The sequence below is a fragment of the Priestia sp. P1_B12_1 genome (assembly GCF_056406695.1).
On sequence record NZ_JBFTZR010000019.1, the window covers coordinates 1 to 25550 of the forward strand.

General features: G+C 33.5%; 15 protein-coding genes and 2 pseudogenes. 3 read left to right on the plus strand and 14 right to left on the minus strand.

Annotation, left to right across the window (positions count from 1 at the left end):
• Positions 1-911: 911 nt before the first annotated feature.
• From AC1D0Y_RS26815 to AC1D0Y_RS26845, 7 genes and pseudogenes are all read right to left on the minus strand, one after another.
• Positions 912-2058: pseudogene (locus AC1D0Y_RS26815) on the minus strand (IS3 family transposase).
• A 2455-nt stretch (positions 2059-4513) separates the two neighbouring features.
• Positions 4514-6193 carry an ABC1 kinase family protein gene (locus tag AC1D0Y_RS26820; protein WP_477708168.1) on the minus strand — a complete coding sequence of 560 codons (1680 nt, stop codon included), beginning with the start codon at positions 6191-6193 and terminating at the stop codon, positions 4514-4516.
• 147 nt (positions 6194-6340) lie between these two features.
• A pseudogene (locus AC1D0Y_RS26825) lies at positions 6341-7256 on the minus strand (inorganic phosphate transporter).
• A gap of 919 nt (positions 7257-8175) precedes the next feature.
• Complete coding sequence (gene hmpA / locus AC1D0Y_RS26830) at positions 8176-9402, minus strand: NO-inducible flavohemoprotein (protein WP_477708148.1); 1227 nt, start codon at positions 9400-9402, stop codon at positions 8176-8178.
• An 863-nt stretch (positions 9403-10265) separates the two neighbouring features.
• Positions 10266-11318 carry a Ger(x)C family spore germination protein gene (locus AC1D0Y_RS26835; protein WP_477708149.1) on the minus strand — a complete coding sequence of 351 codons (1053 nt, stop codon included), beginning with the start codon at positions 11316-11318 and terminating at the stop codon, positions 10266-10268.
• Positions 11308-12393 (minus strand): GerAB/ArcD/ProY family transporter, encoded by a 1086-nt coding sequence (locus AC1D0Y_RS26840; RefSeq protein ID WP_477708150.1) that lies wholly within the window; start codon positions 12391-12393, stop codon positions 11308-11310. Before AC1D0Y_RS26840 ends, AC1D0Y_RS26835 begins: the two co-directional genes overlap by 11 nt.
• Positions 12390-13706, minus strand: coding sequence for a spore germination protein (locus AC1D0Y_RS26845; RefSeq protein ID WP_477708151.1), 1317 nt, complete (start codon positions 13704-13706; stop codon positions 12390-12392). The genes AC1D0Y_RS26840 and AC1D0Y_RS26845 overlap by 4 nt, the downstream gene beginning before the upstream one ends.
• A 607-nt stretch (positions 13707-14313) precedes the next feature.
• Between AC1D0Y_RS26845 and AC1D0Y_RS26850 the strand changes: the two genes are divergently transcribed.
• The 3 genes from AC1D0Y_RS26850 (at position 14314) to AC1D0Y_RS26860 (ending at position 17380) form a co-directional block, all read left to right on the plus strand.
• The gene (locus tag AC1D0Y_RS26850; protein ID WP_477708152.1) at positions 14314-14514 is read left to right on the plus strand and encodes a hypothetical protein; all 201 of its coding nucleotides are present in this window, start codon (positions 14314-14316) and stop codon (positions 14512-14514) included.
• Between the two features lie 478 nt (positions 14515-14992).
• The gene (locus AC1D0Y_RS26855) at positions 14993-16327 is read left to right on the plus strand and encodes a cytochrome ubiquinol oxidase subunit I (protein ID WP_305279232.1); all 1335 of its coding nucleotides are present in this window, start codon (positions 14993-14995) and stop codon (positions 16325-16327) included.
• Between the two features lie 15 nt (positions 16328-16342).
• Entirely contained in the window at positions 16343-17380 is a 1038-nt protein-coding gene (locus tag AC1D0Y_RS26860) for a cytochrome d ubiquinol oxidase subunit II (protein ID WP_477708153.1), read from the plus strand.
• Positions 17381-18063: 683 nt separating this feature from the next.
• On the opposite strand, the gene AC1D0Y_RS26865 is transcribed toward AC1D0Y_RS26860, so the two are convergent.
• The 7 genes from AC1D0Y_RS26865 to fdhF form a co-directional block, all read right to left on the minus strand.
• The gene (locus AC1D0Y_RS26865; RefSeq protein ID WP_477708154.1) at positions 18064-19473 is read right to left on the minus strand and encodes an isochorismate synthase; all 1410 of its coding nucleotides are present in this window, start codon (positions 19471-19473) and stop codon (positions 18064-18066) included.
• 254 nt (positions 19474-19727) lie between these two features.
• Positions 19728-20105, minus strand: a complete 378-nt coding sequence (locus tag AC1D0Y_RS26870) for a hypothetical protein (RefSeq protein ID WP_216141287.1) — start codon at positions 20103-20105, stop codon at positions 19728-19730.
• A 198-nt stretch (positions 20106-20303) separates the two neighbouring features.
• On the minus strand, positions 20304-20657 hold the full coding sequence (locus AC1D0Y_RS26875; protein WP_216141286.1) for a Na-translocating system protein MpsC family protein: 354 nt from the start codon (positions 20655-20657) through the stop codon (positions 20304-20306).
• Positions 20658-20667: 10 nt separating this feature from the next.
• On the minus strand, positions 20668-21075 hold the full coding sequence (locus AC1D0Y_RS26880) for a phosphate-starvation-inducible protein PsiE (protein ID WP_477708155.1): 408 nt from the start codon (positions 21073-21075) through the stop codon (positions 20668-20670).
• A 475-nt stretch (positions 21076-21550) separates the two neighbouring features.
• Positions 21551-22030 carry a helical membrane plugin domain-containing protein gene (locus tag AC1D0Y_RS26885; RefSeq protein WP_477708156.1) on the minus strand — a complete coding sequence of 160 codons (480 nt, stop codon included), beginning with the start codon at positions 22028-22030 and terminating at the stop codon, positions 21551-21553.
• Positions 22030-22227: a hypothetical protein gene (locus AC1D0Y_RS26890; RefSeq protein WP_216141283.1), complete on the minus strand. Its 198-nt coding sequence runs from the start codon at positions 22225-22227 to the stop codon at positions 22030-22032. Before AC1D0Y_RS26890 ends, AC1D0Y_RS26885 begins: the two co-directional genes overlap by 1 nt.
• Positions 22227-25181 carry a formate dehydrogenase subunit alpha gene (gene fdhF / locus AC1D0Y_RS26895; protein ID WP_477708157.1) on the minus strand — a complete coding sequence of 985 codons (2955 nt, stop codon included), beginning with the start codon at positions 25179-25181 and terminating at the stop codon, positions 22227-22229. Before fdhF ends, AC1D0Y_RS26890 begins: the two co-directional genes overlap by 1 nt.
• Positions 25182-25550: the final 369 nt, after the last annotated feature.

Sequence of the window (25550 nt, forward strand, 5' to 3'; positions counted from 1 at the left end):
CATAAGAAATTATTAAAGAGATAGTTATCAAATATAAATTCCAGAATGGATTATATTTGATAAGTTTTGAACAACGTAACCTTCACTGAAAGTAAATGAATAATGCATTTTATAAAATTGAGTAAATATACAAACTTATTTATAAAATTAAAGTTTCAATATTTACACTATCTGACGACAAATTAGTTCTTTTTCTACAAGATAGGTAAATGATATAACTATTTTTAAGAAAATGAGTTAACCATTACTCTTATCAATAAAATATAATCATTTTTATACAAAAGATATTATATCTTTTAAATTTATATTATTTTTTATAGAACTATATGATCTATATATTAAGATCAAAAAAATATCTATTTGTCGTCACCAAGAGTAAATAGGTAAACTAATTATTTTTATGAAATACTTCAATATTTACTTAACGTAATTCAAGTTATTGGCACAAAAAAAGCTTTAGAAATCCATAGATTCCTAAAGCTTTTTTTGTTTTATTTGGGATATATATTTTCTGATTGACATTCCTCAACCCAAACACCAATTAGTTGAACAAGCGAGGATTATAATTGTACTAAAACCAATTACTAATTGTTGCCCATATAAATATTATAAGTATGCCAAATCCAACCAGCCATAAAAACACAGACCAAGCGCGGAAAGTCAAAAAAACTGGCAGGTCCCATACTAATATATTTCCTATTACATCAAATAAAGCCCTCCAAAATGGTTCTTTTGAGTTTCCTTTCCTCCATAGATAAATTCCTAACAGAATTGATAAAATTGCAACTGTAAGTAGAATCATTCCTTCTAATCTCACTGACACATCACCACTCTTTTACGTAACTTACTTAAGATAAAATTATTACTCATTAGTGGACTTGTCAATATTTACTGGACACTAAGTTAGGCTACTATGATGAATAAGCTTTTTCGTATTCACTAGGGGAAAGATAATGCAGAGAAGAATGCATTCTTTTGGTATTGTAATAGAGCTCTATATATTTAAATACTTCTTTTCAAGCTTGTTCTGGTGTCGTAAATTTGGCATCATGAATGAGCTCTCTTTTTATGGTCTTATAAAAAGATTCCATTAACGCATTATCATAGGGATTTCCTTTTCTGCTGACACTTGAAACAGCACCATACTTTTTCAGTATGGCTTGAAAATTACTACCTGTATATTGGGATCCCTGGTCTGTATGGATAATTAATCCTGTTGGAGGATGTTCTTTCTTATATCCTTGTAAAAAAGCGTCTATCACAAGAGAATCTTTCATCCGTGTACTCATAGACCAGCCACTCACTTTTCTCGAGTAMATATCCACAAATACCGCAAGGTATAAAGTGCCCTTTTGAGTAGGGATATAGGTAATGTCACCGACCTATATTTTATTTCGTCCGTCTGTGTGAAAAACTTGATTTAGGAGGTTGGGTCTTTCTATAGAAGGTGATTTTTTATTATAACGTTTATAGCGATACCGACTTCCCTTCGCATACAGGTTCATTTGACGCATCAGTTTTCCTACTCTTTTTCGATTTACCTTGATTCCCTTCTTCTCAAGAACCTTTGTAATTCTTAAGGATCCATATCAGCCTTTATGTTCCTTAAATATCTCCTTTCTGCACGTAACCCTTCATTCTCTAAAGCTCTTTTAGAAGGTTTTCTCTGTAAATATTCATAGTAATCTGATCGTGAGATGTTTAATGTTTTACAAGCCTTCTTGATGTTATAGTTGTATTTATTTTCTTTTAAGAATTGAAATCTTACACATTCTTTTTCTTCAAGAAGACCCGGAACTTTTTTAATAAATCAAGCTCTTTTCTAAGTTCTTCATTCTCACGCTTGAGCTTTTTTATTTCATACTGGGAATTATAAAGTGCGCTTCCAAGGCCTGGAAACGCACTTTCCCCATATTCTTCATATTCACTTACCCAACGATATAGCGTATTTGCATGAATGGATAACTCTTTCGCAACCTCTTTTACAAATAGGTTCTCTTCCAGCACTAACTGAACGGCAGCCATTTTAAATTGACGATCATAAACTTTTCTACCCATAAACTGAATCACCTTTTTCTCTTAATTTAGTGTCCAGTTTATCGTACCATCTTCACTAATTGACAAGTCCACTTTCCACTAAAGCAACTATATGTAATTCTTAGATTAGATTGATTAAATCATCTATACAAATATTTAAGGTTGTTAAATGCTTACATGTCATGTTATGCTGTACATCAACCTAATCATTAAATTGAGTTTAAAAAAAGGTCGTTGCTACGTAGCAACGACCTTTTTTTCATTAATTATATATTTCAGTTGATTAGATTTTATTTTCGGAAATTTCTTTTTATTTTAAAAACCTAGTGATATACTTAATCTGTCGGCTTGTTATAAGTGTCTGATGTGCATAACGAACAAAAACCTCTTCTTTCTTACCTCAAGAAGAGGTTTTTTGTGTTTAACAATGTATATTTTTTCTTACTATGAACAAACTAGACTAGAATGCTTACGACCTAGCATTTGCAAACTGTTTTATTCTCCAAAAAAAGCTACTGTTGAGGCACAGTAGCTTTTTTCGTAACAAATTTTGAATCTGTTTCTTTTCCTTACTTTAAAAGGTATAAAACGAATAATAAATAGTCGTTTGAGTAAACAATTTAAGACGCGAAAAGGCTTCAATCACTTGGTTGAATATTGGTGGAATAACTGCAAAAGAAAAAAATTGAATAGGCCTGAGTTTTTTTCTTTTTTATATTGTAGATGATATAAAATGTTAGTTTATATAAACATGATTCTGAAACATACCAAAAAAGAGACCTTGTTGCAGAAACGGTTCCGCCAAGGACTCTTTTTCCGGAGTATGCAATTTTTTATACATCCTTGATATAACACAGTTTTCTCTTCGTAGGTGTTTGAAAGAAAGGTGTATAGAAGTGCACCTTCTATATATATGCTCGTCTTCATAAAAAAAGCATTTCTTTATTTGTGATAATATACATTATCACAAATAATACATTTAAAGAAGCCTACTTAATAAAACGTTCACTCTACTTTATAAAGATCGATACATAGTATCAATCATCGGTAGAGAAAAGTACATTATAATCGGGTAGATAGCTTACTATTGTCACCTGCATTCTGAGTCATACTGAGCAGTCTAAATCCTCTAATACAAACTATTACTCCAGTTACCCATAGTATTAAAGCTGAGCCAAAACCTAGAGATACCCACCATGCCATAATTTGATGATTGCTTATTATTGTTTTTACAGGAAAAGTTAACATGACAAGCGTTGCTAGTAAGCACAGAAGTGTCCCTGTAATATAATAAATTGGCAGTTGAAACAGGGATGCTAGAGGAAAAATGAGCACCGACAATAAGGGCCATAACAGGAACAAACAAATCTAAGTGATTAGTGGATGCACAAACAAAAGAAGCCATAGCAATCAAAAGATCTTCTAAACTAAAAATAATACCGAACCATATAGAAAAAACCTATCTCTTTTGACTGGGAAGAGATAGGTTTTTCTGTTTTTAAGCTGTATATCGTAAACAATCTTACGTGCCATAATCCCAATTCTATGAATCAATATTTTTCTTTATACTTAATCCATGTTTTAATAAAAATAGGGAGAAACCACATGATTAAGTATAAAGAAAGTGAGATAAAATGGAATTTAATCGGGCTGAAGTTAACAATAAAAAGAAAAGAAAGTTGTCTTTTAAACTTTTGGGTATCGTGTTTATCATTTTAATTCTATATATAATCTACTGGATGCATTTTAAAGAGACACCTTTCTTAATAAGTGAATCTCCTAATAAGATTAATGAAGTAGAAATTAATGAATATGAGAACAGTTTATAGAATGGTCCGCATAAGGTAAAGAGCACCTCAAGGTAGCAAGCACTATGAGACGAAATAGTCAAAATCAATATGAACTGCATTGACAAGCGATACACAAATTAAAATAACCATGAGATATGAACATAAAACGGAGGTTATTCAAGATAACTTTGGCACATCAGAAATAAAACGAAACTCTGCACTTCAACAAAATTTTCAATTATACACTTGAAAAGGTATTTTTAGATTCTCTATTTCTTGACAACAAAAAGCACCCTGCCGGATACAAGGATGCTCTTTGCACGTTTTTACAAAAGGTATTTATATGAAACAAAAGGAGAAAAGATTCGGTCAACTTTTGGAGTGGTTAACCATTACTAGGATGTGTTGTATTTTTATTCTTATACACACATGGGTGAAACAATTGAATTATTTGTTAAACTAAGTGCTAGCATATCATTAAGCTACGTTTCTTGTTTATACTCTTTTTTGGCTAATCTAAAAGCTCTTATGTTCACAAGATTCCCCCCTATAATTGTAAGCACTTAACTAAATGATATCCGTGAAACTATACTAGCTCCACTGTCTAATGTTAGATTAAGTATTTGATAAAACTTAATAAACAATTGTTGGCATGGTATTGCCAGCAATTGTTTTATTTCTAAAGATCAGAACCTTCCCGACTTGAATATAGAATGTAACAGCCAAAGAAACATCAATATGGCTACTCCAAATCCAATTTCAATAGCCGGTATGTTCCAAAGAAGCATGGATTGTCTACTCAACGCAGAACCAATGATAAGACCTACCATGATAATGCTAAAGGAAAGTAAAACAATACTAAAAGATAATCGATTACTGATACGATCTAATTTCTTTAAAAATAAATCAAGTTCAGGAATTGTGATTTCCATATGTATTTTCCCTTTTTTCATGACCGAGGTTACTTCTTGAACATTCTTCGGTAATTCGGTAAGAATCTCTCCATATTCAACTAAATGTTTAGAGATATTTTCTATTACCTTTTTGGGATGATAACGTTCTTTTAATAACTGACGCCCAAAAGGTTCAGCTACTTTGATGATACTAAGTTCCGGATCTAATTTTTGAGCCACTCCTTCTACGGTAAGAAGAGTTTTTCCCAATAATATTAGATTGGTTGGGATACGAATTTGATGTTGATATGCGACAAAAAACAGATCGTTGACAGCTTGACCAAGACTAACCTGACTTAAAGGGACATCATAATAATTCCCCCTTAGCTGATCCAAATCGTATCTTAGTTTCTGCATATTGACATCATCGGGTACCAATCCCATTCGAGTAATCGCTTTTATCACGCCGTCTGTACTTTGATGCATCATAGCAATGGTTAAAGAAGCAAAATGGTCTTTCATCTCTGGTGTAAGACGTCCAACCATACCAAAATCCATAAAAACGACAATTTCTTCGGGTAAGACTAGGATATTACCAGGGTGAGGGTCTCCATGAAAAAAACCTTCTCTTAAAATTTGATGAAAGATAGCTTGAACAACTCGTTCAGCTACTATCTTACGGCTGTATCCTTTATCATTAATCTTTTCCTCTTCATTCAATTTTGTGCCTTCAACATATTCCATAGTTAGAACTTTTGAGGTTGAATAATCCCAATATACCTTAGGGATATAAATTTTCGGATCGTTTTCAAACTGTTTAGCAACCTTTTCTGCATTTCGTCCCTCAATGGTATATTCTAATTCAGCTCGGAGATCTTTGGAAAATTCTTCAACAACCTCACTTATCTTGTATCTAGCTGCCCATTCTAATCGATGCTCTGCTAATATGGATAACTCTTGAAGGATTTCTAAATCCGTTTTAATAATATTTCTAATATTAGGCCGTTGGATTTTGACAGCTACTCGCTCACCTGAATTCAGAACTGCATAATGGACTTGACCAATAGAAGCTGCTGCCAAGGGATCTTCATGAAATCTTTCAAATACATCATCTATCGTAGCATCCAATTCTTGTTCGATAATTCTTTTAACATCATAAAATGAAAAAGATGACACATGATCTTGAAGTTTTTCAAGCTCACAAATGATATCCTTAGGAATTAAATCAGGTCGTGTACTGGCAATCTGGCCCATTTTTACAAAAGTTGGTCCTAATTCCTCCAAGAACAATCGAATCCGTTCACCCGTCGTTTTGGTGTGGATTTTCTGATGACCTTCGGCAAATAACCGTTTAGGCAAGGAAAACAGCTCAAGAAGTCCTAATTCCTTAGCAATAAAGCCAAATCCATTACGGGAAAATGCGGTTACAATATCTCGATAACGTTGGATGTGTTGAATTTTTCTTTTAATAATATGAAGTCCCCCTTAAAACCATTTCATTTTCTTATGACTCGGGTTTATTTTGTTAAGTATCTAATTACTTCATACGTTTTTTAATCTGTTAGAGATGTTTATTCTATTTTATTAGTTTAAACCTATATACTATCAATCCGTTGTAATTTATTTAGTTAATAAGAAAAACACTTTAAAAAGAACACCCGATAGTAATACTGTAAGAGGTAAAGTAATAACCCATGTAATTACAATGCGCTTCGCTACGCCCCATTTTACATCTTTCATTCGATGTGCGGAACCGACTCCTATAATAGATGAAGATACCACATGTGTAGTACTTATAGGCAATTTTAATGCTGTGAATCCGAATATAATTAGAGCAGAAGATAAATCAGTTGCTGCGCCATTTGCTGGGTTTAACCTGGTTATTTTCCCTCCAATCGTTTTAATAATTTTCCAACCGCCGATTGTCGTTCCCATTCCTATGGCAATTGCGACACTAATTCGAACTCAAAATGGAATATTCATTGAGGGTTGATATCCTGCCGTAATTAATGCCATTGTAATGATACCCATAGTTTTTTGAGCATCATTTGTTCCATGCGCAAACGATTGGAGTGCTGCTGTAAAAAACTGAAATAAGCGCATTCTTCTGTTGTTTTAGAGAAAGTGGAATTTTTAAAAACCCTTTGTAATTTAGTGTATGAAATCCGTCTGCTACAATAGCAGCCCCAGAAATAGAGCCCACAAGTGCATGAGAGGAACTACTAGGAATACCGAAATACTATGTGATAAGATTCCATATAATTACTGATATTAAAGCACTTAAAATAACTATTGATCCATCTTGCAATGAAAAAGGATTAACAATATCTTTTGTAATGGTTTGAGCTACTCCGGAAAAAAGCAAAGCACCTACGAAGTTCATTAAAGTTGCTAAAAGAATAGCAAGCTTTGGAGATAAGGCCCGAGTAGTAACCGATGTAGCAATTGTATTGGCTGTGTCATGAAATCCATTGATAAAGTCAAAAGCTAAGCCCCATAATACAATTAAAACAAGCATTAAAGTTAAAAATCCCATTGGCTAGCTACCTCCGTATTTAATCCTCCTGATAATAATGTCAAGTTTAGCGAGGGATTTTTTGAAATACTTTACATTCCCTTGTGTATTTTATATGTTTGTTGGAGCATATGAAGAGAAAGAAACTTTTTAATTTGAACTAATTATTACTACTATGTAAGTAAAGCAAATTATAAGAAAAGAAAAAACTACTGTGTACAGTTCACAGTAGCTCTTTCGTAGCAAAAGTAATGATCTTAAAATTCGCTCAATGTGTAAATTAGTTTGTTCCATGTAAGAGAAAATATACAGGTTTCTTTATAAAAACATTAAAAGAGTTATCTTATATATAAAGGTAACTCTTTTGTTCAAAGTATATTATATACAAAGGAGCGACATATTAACGATGTCTTTTTTAAAATAAGAATTCTTTTGCTTAGTACCCTTACATCACCAACCATTAGCAAACTGTTTTATTCTCCAAAAAAGCTACTGTTGAGGCACAGTAGCTTTTTTTGCAACAAATTTTGAATCTGTTTCTTTCTTTTAATTTAAAAGGTATAAAACGAATAATAAACAGTCGATTGAGTAAACTATTTAAGACGCCAAAAGGCTTCAATCATTTGGTTGAATATTGGTGGAATAACTGCAAAAGAAGAACCACTGAATAGGCCCAGTGGTTTTTCTTTTTTATGTTGTAGATGATATAAAATGTTAGGTTACATAAACACGCTTCTGAAACACATAAAAAGAGCCCTTGTTGCAAACGGGTCCGCCAAGGACTCTTTTGCTGGAGTATACAACTTTTTATACATCCTTGATATAACACAGTTTTCTCTTCATGGGTAATCGAAAGAAAGGTGTATGAAAGTGCACCCTCTATACGTATGCTAGTCCCTTTGGGAAATATACTACAGTCTATAATAAAACAAATTCTATATTAAATTTCCTTTTCTTCTAAAATGGCTACAGGGCTAAACACCTCATAATGAATCTGTTCGTTTGGTACATCCCATCTATGCAATGCTTTCAAAATGGCTTCCATAAAAGGAATAGATCCACAGAAGTAAAAAACAGCTTCTTTTGAGGGAACAATCGATTGCAACAATTCTAAATTAACGTAGCCCTCTTTATCAAAATCATCACCAAGTTGATCCTCTTCATTAGGAGAACTATAACAAATGAAGGAGGTGACATTTTCATTGCTGCTATCTAATTGAGCCACATGGTCTTTAAAGGCATGTGTTTTTCCATTAATAGTTGCATGAATAAATGTAACCTGACGTGTGGGCTGCTTTTCTACAATGGTATTGAGCATACTAAGCAAAGGGGTAATGCCTATTCCTCCACTAATGAGTACAACAGGCTGTTCACTATGATCAAGCACGAAATCTCCAGCCGGAGCTGAGAACTTAAGTGTATATCCTGTTTGAACTTGTTCATGTAAATAGGTTGAGACAATCCCGGCTGGAGCCCCATCATGTGCATCTTCTCGTTTCACACTGATCCGATAACAATCCTTTCCAGGAGCTTCAGAAAGGCTATAATGACGAACATGAGTATATTCTTCCCCAGGAACGGCTGCTGCTAATGTAAGGTATTGTCCTGCTTTATAAGAGGCAATTGGTTTGTCATCTTTAGCTTTTAAATAAAAAGATGTCACAGTATCACTTTCTTCTACCTTCTTATCTATATAAAAGCTTCGATATCCCTCCCAACCTCCAGGTTGGCTCTCCGTTTCTTTGTAGAGAGCTTCTTCTAGCTCAATAAAAGCATTGGCGATATATCCGTACGCTTTTCCCCACGCTTCAATAATATCGTCTGAAGCTGCATCTCCCAAAACATCCTTTACTGCTTGAAGTAAGGTTTCCCCTACAACCGGATATTGCTCTGCTTTTACTCCTATAGCGCGATGCTTTTGTGAAATCCTTTCAATGACAGGTTTGATGGCTTCTAAGTTTGTAATATGTTCTCCTGCAGCATAAACGGCATATCCTAATGCCTCTTGTTGGATTCCTCTTTTTTGATTCGTTTGATTAAACATATTATACAAATCTGGTGCCTTTTCAAATAATAACTCATAAAACCTTTTACCTATTTGTTTACTATGCTCTTTCAAAACCGGTACTGTTGATTGAACGATCTTAATTGTTTTAGAATCAAGCATGTTACATCATCCACCCTTTAAGAAGTTTATAATATGTATCAGGACTGAATACTAGACTTAATATACCTAAATTTATGCAATCCTATACGAGTCTTGAAAGTCTATAGGTAATATTCACATCAGAGAATCGCTTTAAAACGTCGTTTTTTTCAATCTAGATTATTTTAAGATGTACATGATATATAACTTTAGTTAACATAATAGGAATTATCAAAAATAACTTAAAAAGAGCCCTTTTAAAAAATGAAAAAGGTTTTTTCTTATGCAAATTGAGGGTCGTTAACTTTAATCGATATAAGAAATTCAATCAGGAACAGTATCAACTGTTGAAAAAAATGATTTGTAAAGGAGATATCCTTTACAGACATTTGTTAGCTCATTTTGGTCGTAATAAAGAAGAAATTTCATGGAAGTAGAATACTATCACAAAAGTTAGTGATGCAAATATTATAGGATTGAATATGCCACTGTTAGATATAACTTAATGTATAATAGAGGAAACTCGTCACAAATAATGTTTTTGCACCAAAATCATTATGAAATAAAAAAATCCCTTTTAAAAGGGATTTTTTTATTTTTATAGGGAGCTAATAGTCGATGCGGATCAATACATCTAAATTAGTTTACTCAAAATAGAAGGAGATATTCATTTTTAATATCCATAGATATGTAACTTTTTTTAAAAAATTTATACTTTAAGCATACAAGGAAGATTGGCTGTTGGCAGACCTATTCTTTCTTGTAATACATCCTATCCTTTAGAAGAAAAAACTTTAAACGGCCAATCCTCTTTTCAAGAACCAGTAATCTTTTCATTAGCCCATAACTTTTTTTCTATGTGTTTATTTAACTTTGTTAAGTAATTAATCTATACGAACGTGAACCTTGAAATTTACTTTTAATTTAGGATAATATTCGTATCGCCAATTCTTTAGTTGATCATAAGAAAGTAAATCCTGGAATTGTTGTCCAAATCCAAAAATATCTGAATGATTTTTTTTTGATTTTTTGAGCATACTGTAAAAACGCTTTTCAGTAATCTTTTCAAACTCTTCTTTTATTTCGTCTGTTGTTGTGTCTTCTTTTTTTTCTAAGATATGTATTGTAAAGTTTAAATCACTTGACACTACAGGTATATTATTTTCCATCTTTGTTTTATTTCGAACGGAACTGTTTGTAACAATAATTGTAGCATAATTTAAACTCTCTATTTTACCTTTTTCATCCTTGTTTTGAAATACTTTAATGAATTGGCTTTCTTCAGGGCGTATCCTTGCAACAGGTTGCCCTTTACTTAAGATTTCAGCGCCTTTAAAATCTAATACGGTATCTTTTCCAGACTGAATAACTGGAACAGCAATATCTTTTGTATATAAAAATGGACTTTTATACAATTCCCAAATAGGAATACTAAAAATTTCTGGTGCCCATCCAAATCCCTTATTAAAATAATCATATAAAGCAGTGGCATTGACACCTAATTTATCATTGATGTTTGATAAAACCTTTTGAATATTATCATCTGTCAAAGCTACTAGGGCTCTTGATGGAATTTCTTCTGAACCGACTAACAATTTGGTAAGCTCTTTTAATCTCAACGAGTTCTGAGCCAATTTATCTTGAATGATAATCAATTGTATTTGTGATAAATCAACTGCATTTTCGGAATTAGTACGAATTTTACTAAGGGCACTTGCTATACTTTCCCCTTCCTCCGTGACAATGGTTGATACTTGTTCATAATCTTTTGGAACTGGAGTTTGTAATGTTAATTCATATTTTTGGTTATCATTTATAGAAATACCCATGACTAAAGGGAGAGAGCGTTTATTAATATCTTTAATATCCCAGCAACCACAGAGAAAGATTATCGTTATAAATACAAATAATAATTTGTAAGTTTTATTATTTCTCATGCTCTAATCTCCCTTTTTTGCCTTTTAATAAGAAACCATAGATAAGAATGGTAAATGGAATAATGATTATAAAACAGGTTTGAACACCTATACTCCATAAAAAATATTTTTCAACAGTAGATTGGTCTGGAACTAACAATGCTAAGATAAATGCCATAATAGAAAAAGTTATAATCCAAGTAGAACTTTTCGCTTTTTGATAATTTATTACTTTTCTCATAATTGTGCCTATCACCCAAAGTATTACAGAGTTAGATAGTGTAACTAATCCAATTAAAGATATACCAAACAACATAGTTTGTCGATTAAATACAAACCAGCTAATATTCACTGAGTCCATAGCCTCTAGAAAAGGATTTTCAAGTGTAAGCACTGTTTCTTGGCCAAAGATAAAAAGTGGGACATACACAATAGACAGATAAGAGAGTACAACCAAAACACATAATAAACTAAGATGGCGCAACCTCCATTTCATATCAACAGAAAAAAAACCTAAAAATAAAAAGAAAGAAAATCCTAATATGTATATATACTTAACATTTAACAAGTGATAAGGGGACGGTTCAACAGCCTGTGTAATATTATGTAAATCGAAATTAACCACAGACGATAAAACATTAAACATCACTAATGGAATAGCGATTATAGAGATGAAAATTGTAGCACGTAAGATGGTTCCTAAACCTTTTATAGCTGTATACACTGAAAGGAAAAATAATAGTAGTAATATGGACCAATATGGGGTTCGAGGTAGAAATATTGAGACAATTACCTCTGTATGTAATCGAATATTATAAGCGACTAGGAATGTTAAGTTAATTACAAAGGGAATAAGAAAGATAACTGCGATCCCTCTCCCCATTTTCAGATAAATATCAATAACATTATCTTGCGGAAAATAGTTTAAACCCTTCGTATAACAAAGGATTAAAATTAACTGTAAGATTCCTTGACATATAATTAATTCCCAATGAGCTGTTTTTGTTACGGTATATAGGAGATTGGGATAAACGATATATCCAAAGCTTAAATGCATAACAATGAAAACAATACTAATTTGTATTCGCTTGGTCATGTAGCGTCTCCTTTCTTTTTCATACTGAATGTCAGATAAGGAATACCATCAGATGTTAAGCTCGCCAAGTATATTATTGTGAAACTAAAACCAATACATACACCTAGGATTCCGAAGAGTGATGCCAAAATTAAAATGGGGTATTTTAGCAAACGAATGTATAATGAATTCTGCATCCCAATGACTGTAGAACTTGCAATTACCACTGCAGTAATGACTATTACTAATAAATTACTAACTAATTTTGCTTCAACCATGGCCTGGCCTAATATAATCCCTCCCACCATAGTAACAGATGGGCCTACACTTTTAGGAAGTCGTACTATAGCTTCTAATATTAAATCAACTATAACAACCATTAGGATAGTTTCAAGAAAAGCTGGTAAAGGAATACCCTCTCTGCTTTTAGCTACAAATAAAGCAAGGTCTGTTCTAAATATTTCGGGATTAATGGATACTAATGCAACGTACAAAGCAGGAAGTATGACCGTAGCTAAAGCACCTATTACTCGAAAAATACGAAGCATACATGCCAATATAGAAGGAAAGTTGTGATCATTTTCACTGTTAAACATATCTACAATGAGATTTGGATATACAAGAGCAAAGGGAAAGTTATTTAAGAAAAATACTACTCTGTTTTCCTTTAAGGAACTTATAGCTTGAGCTGGAATTTCAGTAGCAAAGAAATTACTAATAGGACTTAATTTACGTTGGCCAAATTGTTTATCAAGATCATCAACATTGTTGATATCGTAATCAATCTGTTTTATTTGTTTATTAACCTTTTTAATAAGCTCATTAGAAACTTTTCCTTCAACATAAAGCATAGATAGTTTTCTTTTGTCCCAACTGCCTATTTCATAAGAACAGTTACAAAGATGTTCCGTATTTAATCCTTTTCGAATCATGCCAATGTTGGTATTGCTATCTTGTCCAAATGCATCCATAGAAGATTGAATAGGACTTTCATTTTTAGGCTCTCCAATACTACTTCTTAAGTTTTGAGTCACAGGATCTACTATGGCATTCTGTTTTTCATCCTTTGACACAAGCACTAAGCTCCCTTGTAATATAGCCTTTATTAGTTGATCTATACCAACATCAAGCTGGTCACTAAGGTTTGTCAATAAATCTTTGATTGAAGCTGATGGCGAGGCCATTTGTTGAATATATAGCTTAGATTTTGGCACATCAATGAGTGTACTAAATCCTATAAGGTAAACTTTATCCTTGCCAATTAGCTCTTCTTGAATAAAAAAATCGTCCTGATTGGAAAATTTCAATTTAATTATCTCTGTTATCTTCCTCATTAATTTATCCCTCTTTGATATAAAGTGATGTTTTCCATAGTCTTAAAAGATGTAGTAGCCCTCTGGATTTTTAGGCAGAGCATAGTCTAAAAATGATTATCGATAAACTAACTTTCAGTTCTCCTGTTAGATAGCAATCATTATTCAAATAATGTGAGTTGCAATTTCCGGATTTTCGTCTTACTTTCAAATAGTTGTGCGATTATAAAGAGATCATCTTATATGGAAAGTTTTACACAAAAACATTTTAATTATGTATAGTAGAACTTTCTCCAATATATTTTGATAATAGGTGTTTATAAATGTGTGTTGGACTAATTCAAAGTAGAAAAGGTACTTGCACATACCAAGTGCCTTTTATAATGTAATTAAAGTAATAAAATTCTTCGTTGACTCAACTGTATTTTAATTGCTTGAACAATTGTATATTTCTGTTTTAGCAAGTGTTTTCTTTGTTTTCAGAAAATAAAGGAGCTTTATCTTTTATTTTTTGGTGAATTCAGACTAACCTTAATGATTAAAGTTTAATAAGAGTAAATTATTTTTTGTTTGAAAAACAGGTAATTCATTATATAGGCTAGTATTAAATATAGAGGAGGTGTAGTCCATGATATATGTTTTCAAACTAACTGATGGAAGAGAGTATTTTATCAATGCTGAAAAAGTAAATATGAAAGAAAAAAGTTTTCAAAGTTGGCTAGAATCTGGATTAGAAAATAACCTTCCTCTCGATTTTCTTACAGAATATTTAACGCTTCAAGATGTTAAAGCTATAAAAATTTTGCTGCATGAAAAAATTAAATATTAAAGGAAGAATTTTTACAGACAAGATGATCCACTGAATATTAATGGATTATCTTGTCTGTRTTTGTGCTATATATTCATTTGTAAATTAGTATTATTTTTTTGCATCACTTGACATTTTTTACATCAAAGTAAACTAAATACATTGATACTTTATTAACTTCTAGAGGTGCAGGTGGAATCTTATTAACATACCATCGAGACATTTTGAAAGAGACACCTTACTTAATAAACTTGATAGTAAAAGGGTAGAGTACTTTTGTTAACGCTGGTTCAGTAAGACAGTCTACAGCTATAAATGTAATTGATGCAGTGAGATTACTCTTATAAGTCCTTCTCTTTTTGTTTTTTAAAATATTAGTTCAGTATGATTATAATGATTACCATTTAAAATATATATTTTACCAGTTCTGATGTATAAACCTGGGGTAAAAGTGGACAATAAGGTTTATCAATAGGTTACTGGAAAGGTTGAAAAATGAATGGATCATTTAGTTACTGCACGTGCAATGTTTGGTCTAAATATGGGGGTACATATTATTTTTGCCACACTTGGCGTGGGCATTCCTCTTATGATTTTATTGGCTGAACTAATTTACTACAAAACAAACGATAAAGATTATGAGCTCATGGCACATCGCTGGACAAAAGGAGCTGCTGTCCTCCTTGGAGTCGCCATTCCTACAGGAACAATTGCTGGTGTGCAATTAGCACTTCTCTGGCCAGGATTTATGGACATTGTAGGGAAAGTCATGGCTCTTCCTTTTCAGATTGAAATTTATGCTTTCTTTATTGAAGCACTTTTTCTCTCTATTTATGTATACGCAGCGGACCGTATCTCTCGAAAAATGCGAGTTATCAGTTTAATTTTAGTAGCACTAGGAGCTCTTGCTTCTGCCGTTTTAATTACAAACGTGCACGCATTCGAAGGAACGCCTGCTGGATTCCGTATTGTAGATGGAGAAGTTGTAAGTGTAGATCCTTGGGCAGCTTTCTTTAATCCGAGTTTCTTTGTAACGGCAGGTCACGTAGCTGTTTCTGCCTATACAACCGGTGGCTTTGTCATCGCTTCAGTGGCTGCTTTTAAAATGCTCCGTGCGCGAAAACATAATGCCAGAGAATATAAATTTCATCATAAAGCATTGATGATGGGATTAATTGTTGGAGGAATCTTTTCTTTTGTCACGGCTTTGAATGGGCATGAATCCATGCAAAGGGTATATGAATACCAACCCGAAAAACTTGCAGCAGCTGAAGGTTTATTTGAAACCCAAGATCATGCGCCATTAGCTTTAGGCGGATTTACGGATGAAAAAGAACAGCGAGTCAAGTATGGAATTGAGTTTCCATGGTTGCTTAGCTTCTTGTCCGGTAATAACTTTAATACTGTGATTACCGGACTCAATGACTTTCCTAGAGATTATTGGCCACCCCTTTTTGTGCATACCTTGTTCAACGGCATGGTAATGATTGGATCACTCTTAATTTTAGTTGCACTAGTTGGGCTTGTTTGGTACAAATTTCTAAAGAAAAAAAGCTTCCCGAAAATTTTCATGTGGGCATTTGTTGCAACGGGTCCTCTCGCGATCATGGGTGTTGAATTCGGCTGGATTTTCGCATGTACAGGAAGACAGCCTTGGGTCATTTACCGCATTATGCGCACATCAGAAGCCGTTACCACTTCTGCTCATTTGCATATTTTATTTTTCTTATTCTTGCTGGTGTATATCATACTTGTGGCTGCGGTAGCCCTTGTACTGGTATTTTATTTCAGACGTCACCCAGTTTCTAAAGAGCTTGCTGCACAAGCAGATTAAAAAGGATGTGAGAATATGGCTGATTCATTGTTATCAATCACTGTAATATGGGGCTTCATTTTTATCTATGCCGTCATGGGAACGATGGACTTTGGAGCTGGATTTTGGTCGATGGTTTATATTAATCGCAAAAAAACAAATGCGACAGATGTAGCTAACAGGTATTTATCACCTACTTGGGAAGTAACCAATGTATTTATTGTTGCGATTGTTGTTGCGCTGTTTAGCTTTTTTCCCCGAGCGACATTTACGCTTGGAACAGTGCTACTAGTACCCGGGAGTATCATTTTACTCCTTTTATCTATTCGAAGTGGATTTTTAGTGTTTTCGCACTATGCCAGCAGTTTTAAATACCGGAGAGCATTGGTTTATATATCGGGTATATCTGGCGTATTAATCCCTGCTTTTTTAATTGCTGTACTGCCCGTAAGTCAAGGTGAATTTATTGATATGATTAATGGCACGCAGCAATTAAATTTGGTCAGAGTGTTTTCAAGTCCCCATGTTTACTCATTTATTGGATTTGCGGTCACTTCGTCGCTGTTTTTGTCCTCACTTCTATTAGCAGATTACTCAAAGTCATCTGATGAAATGGAAGCTTATTGGATTTATCGCCGTGACGCACTTATTACAGGGCCACTTTCACTCCTAATGGCTATCTTTATTATGATGACGATGAAATCAGAAGCAAGCTGGTTATATGATAAGATGATGCAGTTTAAGCCGTTACTGTACGTATCGGTAGGTTTATTTGTAGTAGCAGGAATTGCCCTGTTGTTGCCTTCTACAAAAGGAAAAGGAATGCCTCGTTTAGCCGTGGTATCCATTGTCCTTCAATATTTCCTAGCCAGTTACGTGTACGGACGAAGCCATCTACCCTACATTGTCTATCCAAACGTAACGATTGAGAATGGCTTTACGCATCCCGATGCGTTCCATGCTTTATTTATTGTGTATATTGTGGGCTTTGCGATTTTATTTCCTGGGTTCTTTTATTTCTGGCGCCTATTTATGAAAGATAATAAAGCGTACAGTAAAAAGAAGCCATATTAAAGATAACCATAAGCATTTCATTAGCATCCTTAAAATGAAACATGAACCAAAGTATTTAGGCAACCTGTCTCTGATATTAAATTGGGACAGGTTGTTTACATTTTGTTAAATTCGCGTTTGATTATAAGAATGAATGTGTTCTACCACAAGTTCTTTTACCTTTAGGTTGGATATATTTTTATGTTTTGTGAATGAAAGGCTGTAATTTTGAAATTGCTGAAGAAGCTTTTCGACATAGGATTACGATGGCTTTCTGTCCCAGACATTCTGATAAGAACAGCTTTATTTTGAGAATAACATGTTAATAAACCGAATATAAAATTACTTCCTTAATCAGAATATAAAATCGCCTTTATTGGTTATCTTCATTTCATAATTGCTGATTATGAAATGAAGATAACCAATAAAGTACAAGAAGATGCAGGATTAAGCTTAAATATGATACAAAACAAAAAAACTACCTTCATGAACTCAAAGATAGTTTTTTTTGTTCTGTAAATAAACATTCAGTATAGAGAACTTACGCCTTCTTAAGTAGTTTACTCAGTATATTAGAGTGTATACCTATTTTTTATTTTTAAGAGAAGACCCTTAGATTAGATATATTACGCTCTCAATAAAACCTTATAATGTAAAAATATTTATATTATTTAACACCAAGGAAAGATTATATGTAGTTCTTTCTACAGCTTATTATTAAAAATTGCCGAGATCATTGGTAAGAATTTTGTTTTTGTTTCTTCATATTCAAGTTCCGACTCCGAATCACCTACAACGCCACATCCGGAAAAAAGAAATATCTCATTATCCTTAATGAGTCCACAGCGAATGCCTACTACGAATTCTCCCTTACCATAAGGGCTTATCCAACCAATAGGTGAAGCATACCAACCACGATCTAAACTTTCTTTTTCTCGAATAAAACGAAGAGCCTTTTGGGGAGGGTATCCATTCATAGCAGGCGTAGGATGTAGCATCCTTATCATTGTTAAAAGTGATATTCCCGCACGCTTGTATCCCTTCATAGGTGTATAGAGGTGTTGTATATGTTGATTCTTGTAAAGCATAGGCTCTTTTGGCATTTTCACCTTATAACAAGTTTCTTCCATCACTTTCTTTATCATATCGACAACGACTTTATGTTCGTACAAATTTTTTTCATCTTTTAATAATTCATTACCCAATCTAATATCTTCTATTTTATTTAAACTGCGTTTAGTGGTCCCAGCTAAAGCTTCGCTAACAAATACATCTTCTCGACTTTCGATTAACCTTTCAGGTGATGCACCAATAAAACAGTCATTTTCATATTCTATAGCAAAAAGATAAGTAGAGGATTGTTGTATATACAAATTATTTAAGATTGACGAAGCAGAAAACACCTCGTTACCTTTCACATTAATCTTTAGACTACGAGCTAAAACGACTTTATCTATTTCTCTCAAACGAACTCTGTGAGCTGCATGATCTACTGTCTCCATCCACTTATGAGAATCAATTTCTTCATACTCAACGTTTAAAAAAGAGGTATCATCTATAGACTTTAGAGACTCCTTAAGTATTTGTTCTTTTATACTCATATAGTTATCCACTACTACCTCTTCATCAGTATCTTTAGAAACTAACATATTAAATGTGAACCAAGTCGTATCTTTTCTTTTTATGACCATAAATTTTGGTAAAGTAAGGCGTGAAGAAGGAAATTCCCTCCAAAGATTTGTTTTGGGCTTGAGTGGGTCAAAACAGAATCCTCCTAACAACATAGGACCAACTAAATCGTCTCTATTCTGAGGGAAAGTCATTCTATCATCCAATAATGAATCCCATTTTTTATCATGAATTTCAAAGTGATGTGAGAATTGATTTTCAAGTTCAAAACATTTATCAAATCCAACTAAGATTAAATCTCTTGATGCATTGGACCAGAAAAACCGCCTTCCATTACTTTGCATCTTAGCAGCTTCAAAAGCGCCAATTGGGTTGATTGATTTAATTTGTTCAGAGTAGGTAATCAAAAGCTCTTTTTGTAGTGAGGTAGACTTTTCTTTTCCTTCTAGAATACATTGAATTAAGCTTTTGTTTGTTATTGTCATTATATTCACCTATGTTATAAAAAGTTAATGAATTATTTAACGATTAAATACTGTATATTAGAATTAAATAGACTGATTTTTAAATTGAGGTTTTTCTCATAAGAAGAGTAAAATTCTATACTCAAATTTCTCTTATTAATTTTCTGAGCTTTGACTCCCTTTTTCTTTAACTCTGTAACGATAAGATCAATTGATTTCATCATACTATCCTTTCTAGAGATGTACCTTCACCTCTAATTTTGAAAAGAACAACGTTAACTACTTTTCTTTTCAAAGAAATTTTTTTCAATCTGAGGCATATCAAATCCAAAAACAAAAGCTGCTCCTAACAATAAAGCAAATAAATTTAAAAACCAATCTTTATTACTTTTTCTCGTGCCTAAGCATTTAAATATTTCCTGAAATTGAATTCTTTCATCTGCAGCAACCATAGGCACTGTACCAAAATACTTTAAAACAAAGTCAAGTTTAAGATGAACAGCTAGCTCTAGCATATTATTTAACGTTTCAAGATAACTTTTAAGATTTTTTTCTTTATAAAGATTTATAAAATTGTCATTAACTTTTGAGACAAGTTGTTCTGTATCAATTTTCGTTATCTCTGTTATCTCTATCATTTTTTTGATATCCATTACATCGCCTCCCTTAATTATATATATTACACACCTCTATGTGGTTAAAGACTTTATACATAGATAATCTTCGATTCTTAGACCTTTTAACAGACTATTTGGAGATATACATCTATCAAAGGCTATTCATAGGTTGTTTTATTGGTTCAGCTAGTCAATACAGTATTAAAATATTTAAAAGATTTAACCTCTCTATATCTAAAATTGAATTGGCTTATCAAACACATAAATTGTCATAGCTACATCAACGTCTAGATCAATATCTGTAAAGATGCTTACAATTTGAGCATTCATTAACTTCTCAATTCTTTCCAAAACCGCAGGATCTTTATAGATTTGTTTTACTAATTTAGTTCGTGCCTCATGAACCATACGTTGTCCTTCTTTTGAGTTAATCATGAAATGTTCTACATTAGTGATATTCCCTTTCATTTCACTAATTACCCAATTGTCTATAAAACGTGTGTGAATTTCCTTTGGTCCATTTCCTACATAATCTTTACGAATTTCACGAACTAACATATTAAATTGGTGCTCTATATTTTTTTTCATTTCGCTTCACCTAGCTTGCTCTTTTATTTTTTGTTTCTGGTGGAGGTAAGATTAAATAGCTTATTACAAGCATTAAAATGACGATAGATAGCCAAAAATTTTGAATTGAATCTCCATTATTTACAATAATAAATCGGATTGTAGCTGTGATTCCAATATACAAAAGATATCTTAATGGAAAATGATGTTTCTCTTTAAAATAGGTTGAAATCATTGAAATAAATCCAAAATATAAGAAGAAAACTAAAACTTTACTGAAAATTTCATGAACATTTTTAATTCCTAAAGAAATATCTTTAAAAATATAAGATAGTTCTCTAAAAAGAAAATAAGTAAGAATGATACTAAGAACAATTAATGCTACATTCAACACGAGTTGATAAATTTTCACCAACCACTTTTCATATCCGCGCCCCATCTGTCTCCTCCATTTTTTAAATCCCTTTTTATCTCAATTAAGTTCTTTCTAAAAAAGTTGGTTACTTGTTATGTCCCCTTGATATATAAAAAATGTCCAATGGCAAAGAGCAATGTAAGATTCCTGCTACTGGTTAACATCATGGCATAAATCCTGAATCATGAGTTAGTTACCAACCTAACACCGATAAGGAAAAATATAGTTATTAAAGAACATACTCACAGCTTCCTAAGTCAGGAAATCTATGAGTATCCATGAGAGAGTTTCTTCCTTAAAATTCAAAGATTTCTTCGGATAAATTAACCGTATTAAGATAAATAAACTTCTAGCTACTGCTGAATCAAATACCAAATTAATCATTTTACTATTATTTTGTACTTGACCTCTGAAAATCATACCAAATAATTGTAAGATTTCCGTCACTACTAGTAAGGTCTTAGAGAGCTGGAAGAAGTTTTATAGTTATTCATTTAAGTTAATTTTTAAGGCCTTCTCCTACTCCTTTTAATAAGTCAATGGAAAATCTTATAACACGATTCACATCAGGATCTCTTGTTAGTTTCATTAAATCAAAAACACTAACTTTTTTGTTTGCTCGAAATCCTTCTTCTGCTTTTTGAAGCCCTTTTGATAAGCCGCCCACTAATTTTTGTGTGATTTCTGGATCTAATTCTGTTAACACTCCTGCTGCAGCCATGGCATTGTTAAGAGCATTTGTTACAGGAGGACGCAACATTTGTCCTACTGCAATTTTAGCCACACTTTCTTTTGCTTCAACAAGATTAGTGATGGCTCCAAGAATTCCACTTTCATGGAGTTCTTGGATTAGCTTAATGGTTTCTTTGATTCCATCGGTATTTTGAGATAAATCTTGTAAGACTTTCTCAAGTGCTTGATCTTTTTTTTCTTTTTCAGTCAATATTGGTTCTTCTATTTTAGTTATAGGTTTTGCCATTATTTGTTACCTCCTGATGCATTTAAATCTGCGAGAGCTCCAAGAATACCCGTATCATAGAGCTTTTGAAGAAGTAGAATAGTTTCTTTAATAACATCTGCATCTTGAGATAATTGTTGGACAATCCCTGTAAGCGATTGTTTACGCTCTTCTTCAGTTAAAACGTTTATATCTAAAGCTTCTTTCAATATTTCCATCACTTGTTAGCTCCTGACGTATTGACATTTGCAATCGGTTCATAATCCTTACGCGCCCATTTACGTTCTACCTGTACACCTAGCTGTGGATTTCGTTTTGCATAACGAGGATTGTACAAAGGAAGTGGTATGCTGCCCTTTGCACTTATTAATTCCATTTTCACTTTTGTCTGTTTATAGGCTGGTGTTTGTGTGCGAACATCACCGACACTTCCGGTTAATAGATTGATAGCATTTTCATGGCTCACTGAGTGCATTGGCACATACAACTCTTTTCCTTGTACTCGATCCGTTACTACTGAACGAAGCTTAATAGCACCATATGGTGAAACAAGACGTACTAACGAACCGTCCTTTATACCGCGTTCCTTTGCAAGTTCCGGTGAAACCTCTACAAATACTTCGGGTAATTTATACTGAATGCCTTTAGATTTATTAGTCATATTTCCTTCATGGAAATGTTCTAAAAGTCTTCCATTATTCAATGTAAGGTCAAATTCATGAGCAAATTCAATAGGTGGAATGTACTCTACGAGAGAAAAACGAGCCTTTCCATCTGGAAAATTGAAACGTTTCGTATAAAGCAGAGGCTCATCTGTACCATCTTTTTGTACTGGCCACATTAAACTTTTCCACCCTTCAAGTCGTTCATACGATACACCTTCAAAGATTGGAGACAAGCTTGCAACCTCACCCATAATTTCTCTTGGATGTTCATAGTTCCAATTGATGCCCATATATTTGGCAACTTGTTGAATAATCCACCAATCCGGTTTCGATTCACCTAATGGATCAAGTACACGGTTCAGACGTTGAATACGTCTCTCTGTATTTGTAAATGTGCCATCTTTCTCAAGTGATGGAGCTGCAGGTAAGACAACATCTGCAAATTGAGCTGTTTTGGTTAAGAAGATATCCTGAACAACAAAGAATTCTAACTTGCTAAGCGTTTCATGTACATGATTGGAATTTGAATCTACCCAAGCCATATCTTCTCCCATTAGATACATGGCTTTTAATGTACCTTTCTCTACTGCCTCTAACATTTCAATGTTTGTTAACCCGGGATTTTGTGAAATTTTCACTCCATATGCCTGTTCAAACTTTTCTCGCGCTTTATCATCTGATAGACGTTGATTTCCTGGTAGCCATTGTGGAAGGGTACCCATGTCACAAGATCCTTGCACATTGTTATGACCACGAAGAGGATATGCCCCTGCACCAGGACGGCCAAAGTTGCCTGTTACTAATAAAAGGTTAGCGATAGCTGCTGATGTATGGGATCCTGAAACATTTTGAGTGACGCCCATTCCCCATAAAACACATGTGCCATCTGCCTTATAAATCATTTCAGCTGTTTTAATAAGATATTCTTTTGAAAGGCCCGTTACCTCTTCTGCATATTCAAGTGTGTATTTTTCAAGAAGTTTAAGATACTCACTATATTGATTTACATGTTTTTTAATAAATTTTTCGTCATGCCAGCCTTGATCAATGATGTATTTGGTAATAGCTGTTATCCATACATAATCCGTTCCCTGTTTTGGATGTAAAAACAAATCAGAACGCTCAGCCATTTCATGTTTTCGAAGATCAGAAACGATTAATTTTTGTCCGTGCAATTTTTTGGCACGTTTTACCCTAGTGGCTAATACTGGGTGGCCTTCAGTTGGATTTGCACCAATAATGATGACAAGACCTGCACTAGCAATGTCTTTAATAGTACCGGAATCGCCCCCATATCCAACTGTAGAAAGTAATCCATCTGTAGCAGGAGACTGACAATATCTTGAACAGTTGTCAATGTTGTTTGATTCGAATACTTGACGCGCTAACTTTTGCATAAGATATGCGTCTTCGTTTGTTGTTTTAGAGGAGCTTACAAAACCTAGTGCATTTCCTCCGTAGGCTTGTTTAAGATTGCCCATTTTTTCTGCAATTAATGTTAAGGCTTCGGTCCAAGTGGCAGGGACAAATGCATCTCCTTTTCGTATTAAAGGCGTTGTAAGACGTTGTTCACTATTTACAAAGTCCCATCCGAACTTTCCTTTGACACAGGTTGAAACACTATTTACGGGACTATCTTCAGTTGGTTCAACTTTTAATATTTCACGTCCTTTTGTCCATACTTCAAATGAACATCCTACACCACAGAACGTACAAACTGTTTTTGTTTTTTTGGTACGTTTCTCACGCGCAGCTGCTTCCACTTCTGATAAAGCAAAAATTGTTTTATAATCTGGTTCAACTTCTTTAATGAGATCAACCATAGGATCTAATAAATCCTTCGGAATCGCTGTCATAAGTCCAGCTTCGCCCAGCATTGATTTTTCCATTAATGCGTTACATGGACAAACAGTTGCACACTGTCCACAAGATACACAAGAAGACTCATTGATAGACTTGCCATCATCCCACATTACACGTGGCATTTCACGTTCCCAATCAATTGATAAAGTTTCATTCACCTGTAGATCCTGACAAACTTCGACACAGCGCCCGCAAAGGATACATTGATCGGGATCATATCTGTAAAAAGGATGTGACATATCCACTTCGTATCCTTTTTCTCGGTATGGACGAGTTTGATGTTCAATTTCCAACAACTCGGCTGTGTTATGAACACGACAGTTTCCGTTATTGTTATCACAAACCGTACAATAAAGTAAGTGGTTCTCTAAGATACGGTCCATTGCTTCAGTTTGCGCATTCTTGGCCAGTTCTGAGGAAGTCAAAATATCCATCCCTTCCTCAAACTCTGTGGAACAAGCTCTCATAATTTTTCCGTCAATTTCACACATACAGGTATCACAAGTTTGAATAGGACCCAAAACCTCTGAATAACAGATATGTGGATGATCTACTCCCTGTTTCAAAAGATAGTCAAGAATTCGAGTTCCCTGTTCTACCTCATGTTGCTGTCCATTAATTTTCACTCGGATGATTTCTGCCATTTTACATTCTCCTTTTCTAAAAAAACCACAAAAAACCCGCCATAAAATAGAGGGTGTACTTGTCATACACATTCTATTTTATGGCGGGTTAATAACTAAGCAGTTTTACCTACTAGTAATCCATCTCACCATCTAATAGTAAAAAACAGGATATCAAGGCAAATTATCGTTACCTAACATCGATGATTTTTTACTTATTTTCATTTCTTATTATAATACTTTAGATGGCTATACTCAATAAGAAATTTCCTTTATTTTTGATATCATCAATCAAACTCACGTTAAAATCTCATCATTTCATTAATGGATGATCTTTATTTATTCTAAACCTTAGATTAGTTAAAGCCCAAGCTAAAGAACATAGTTGTC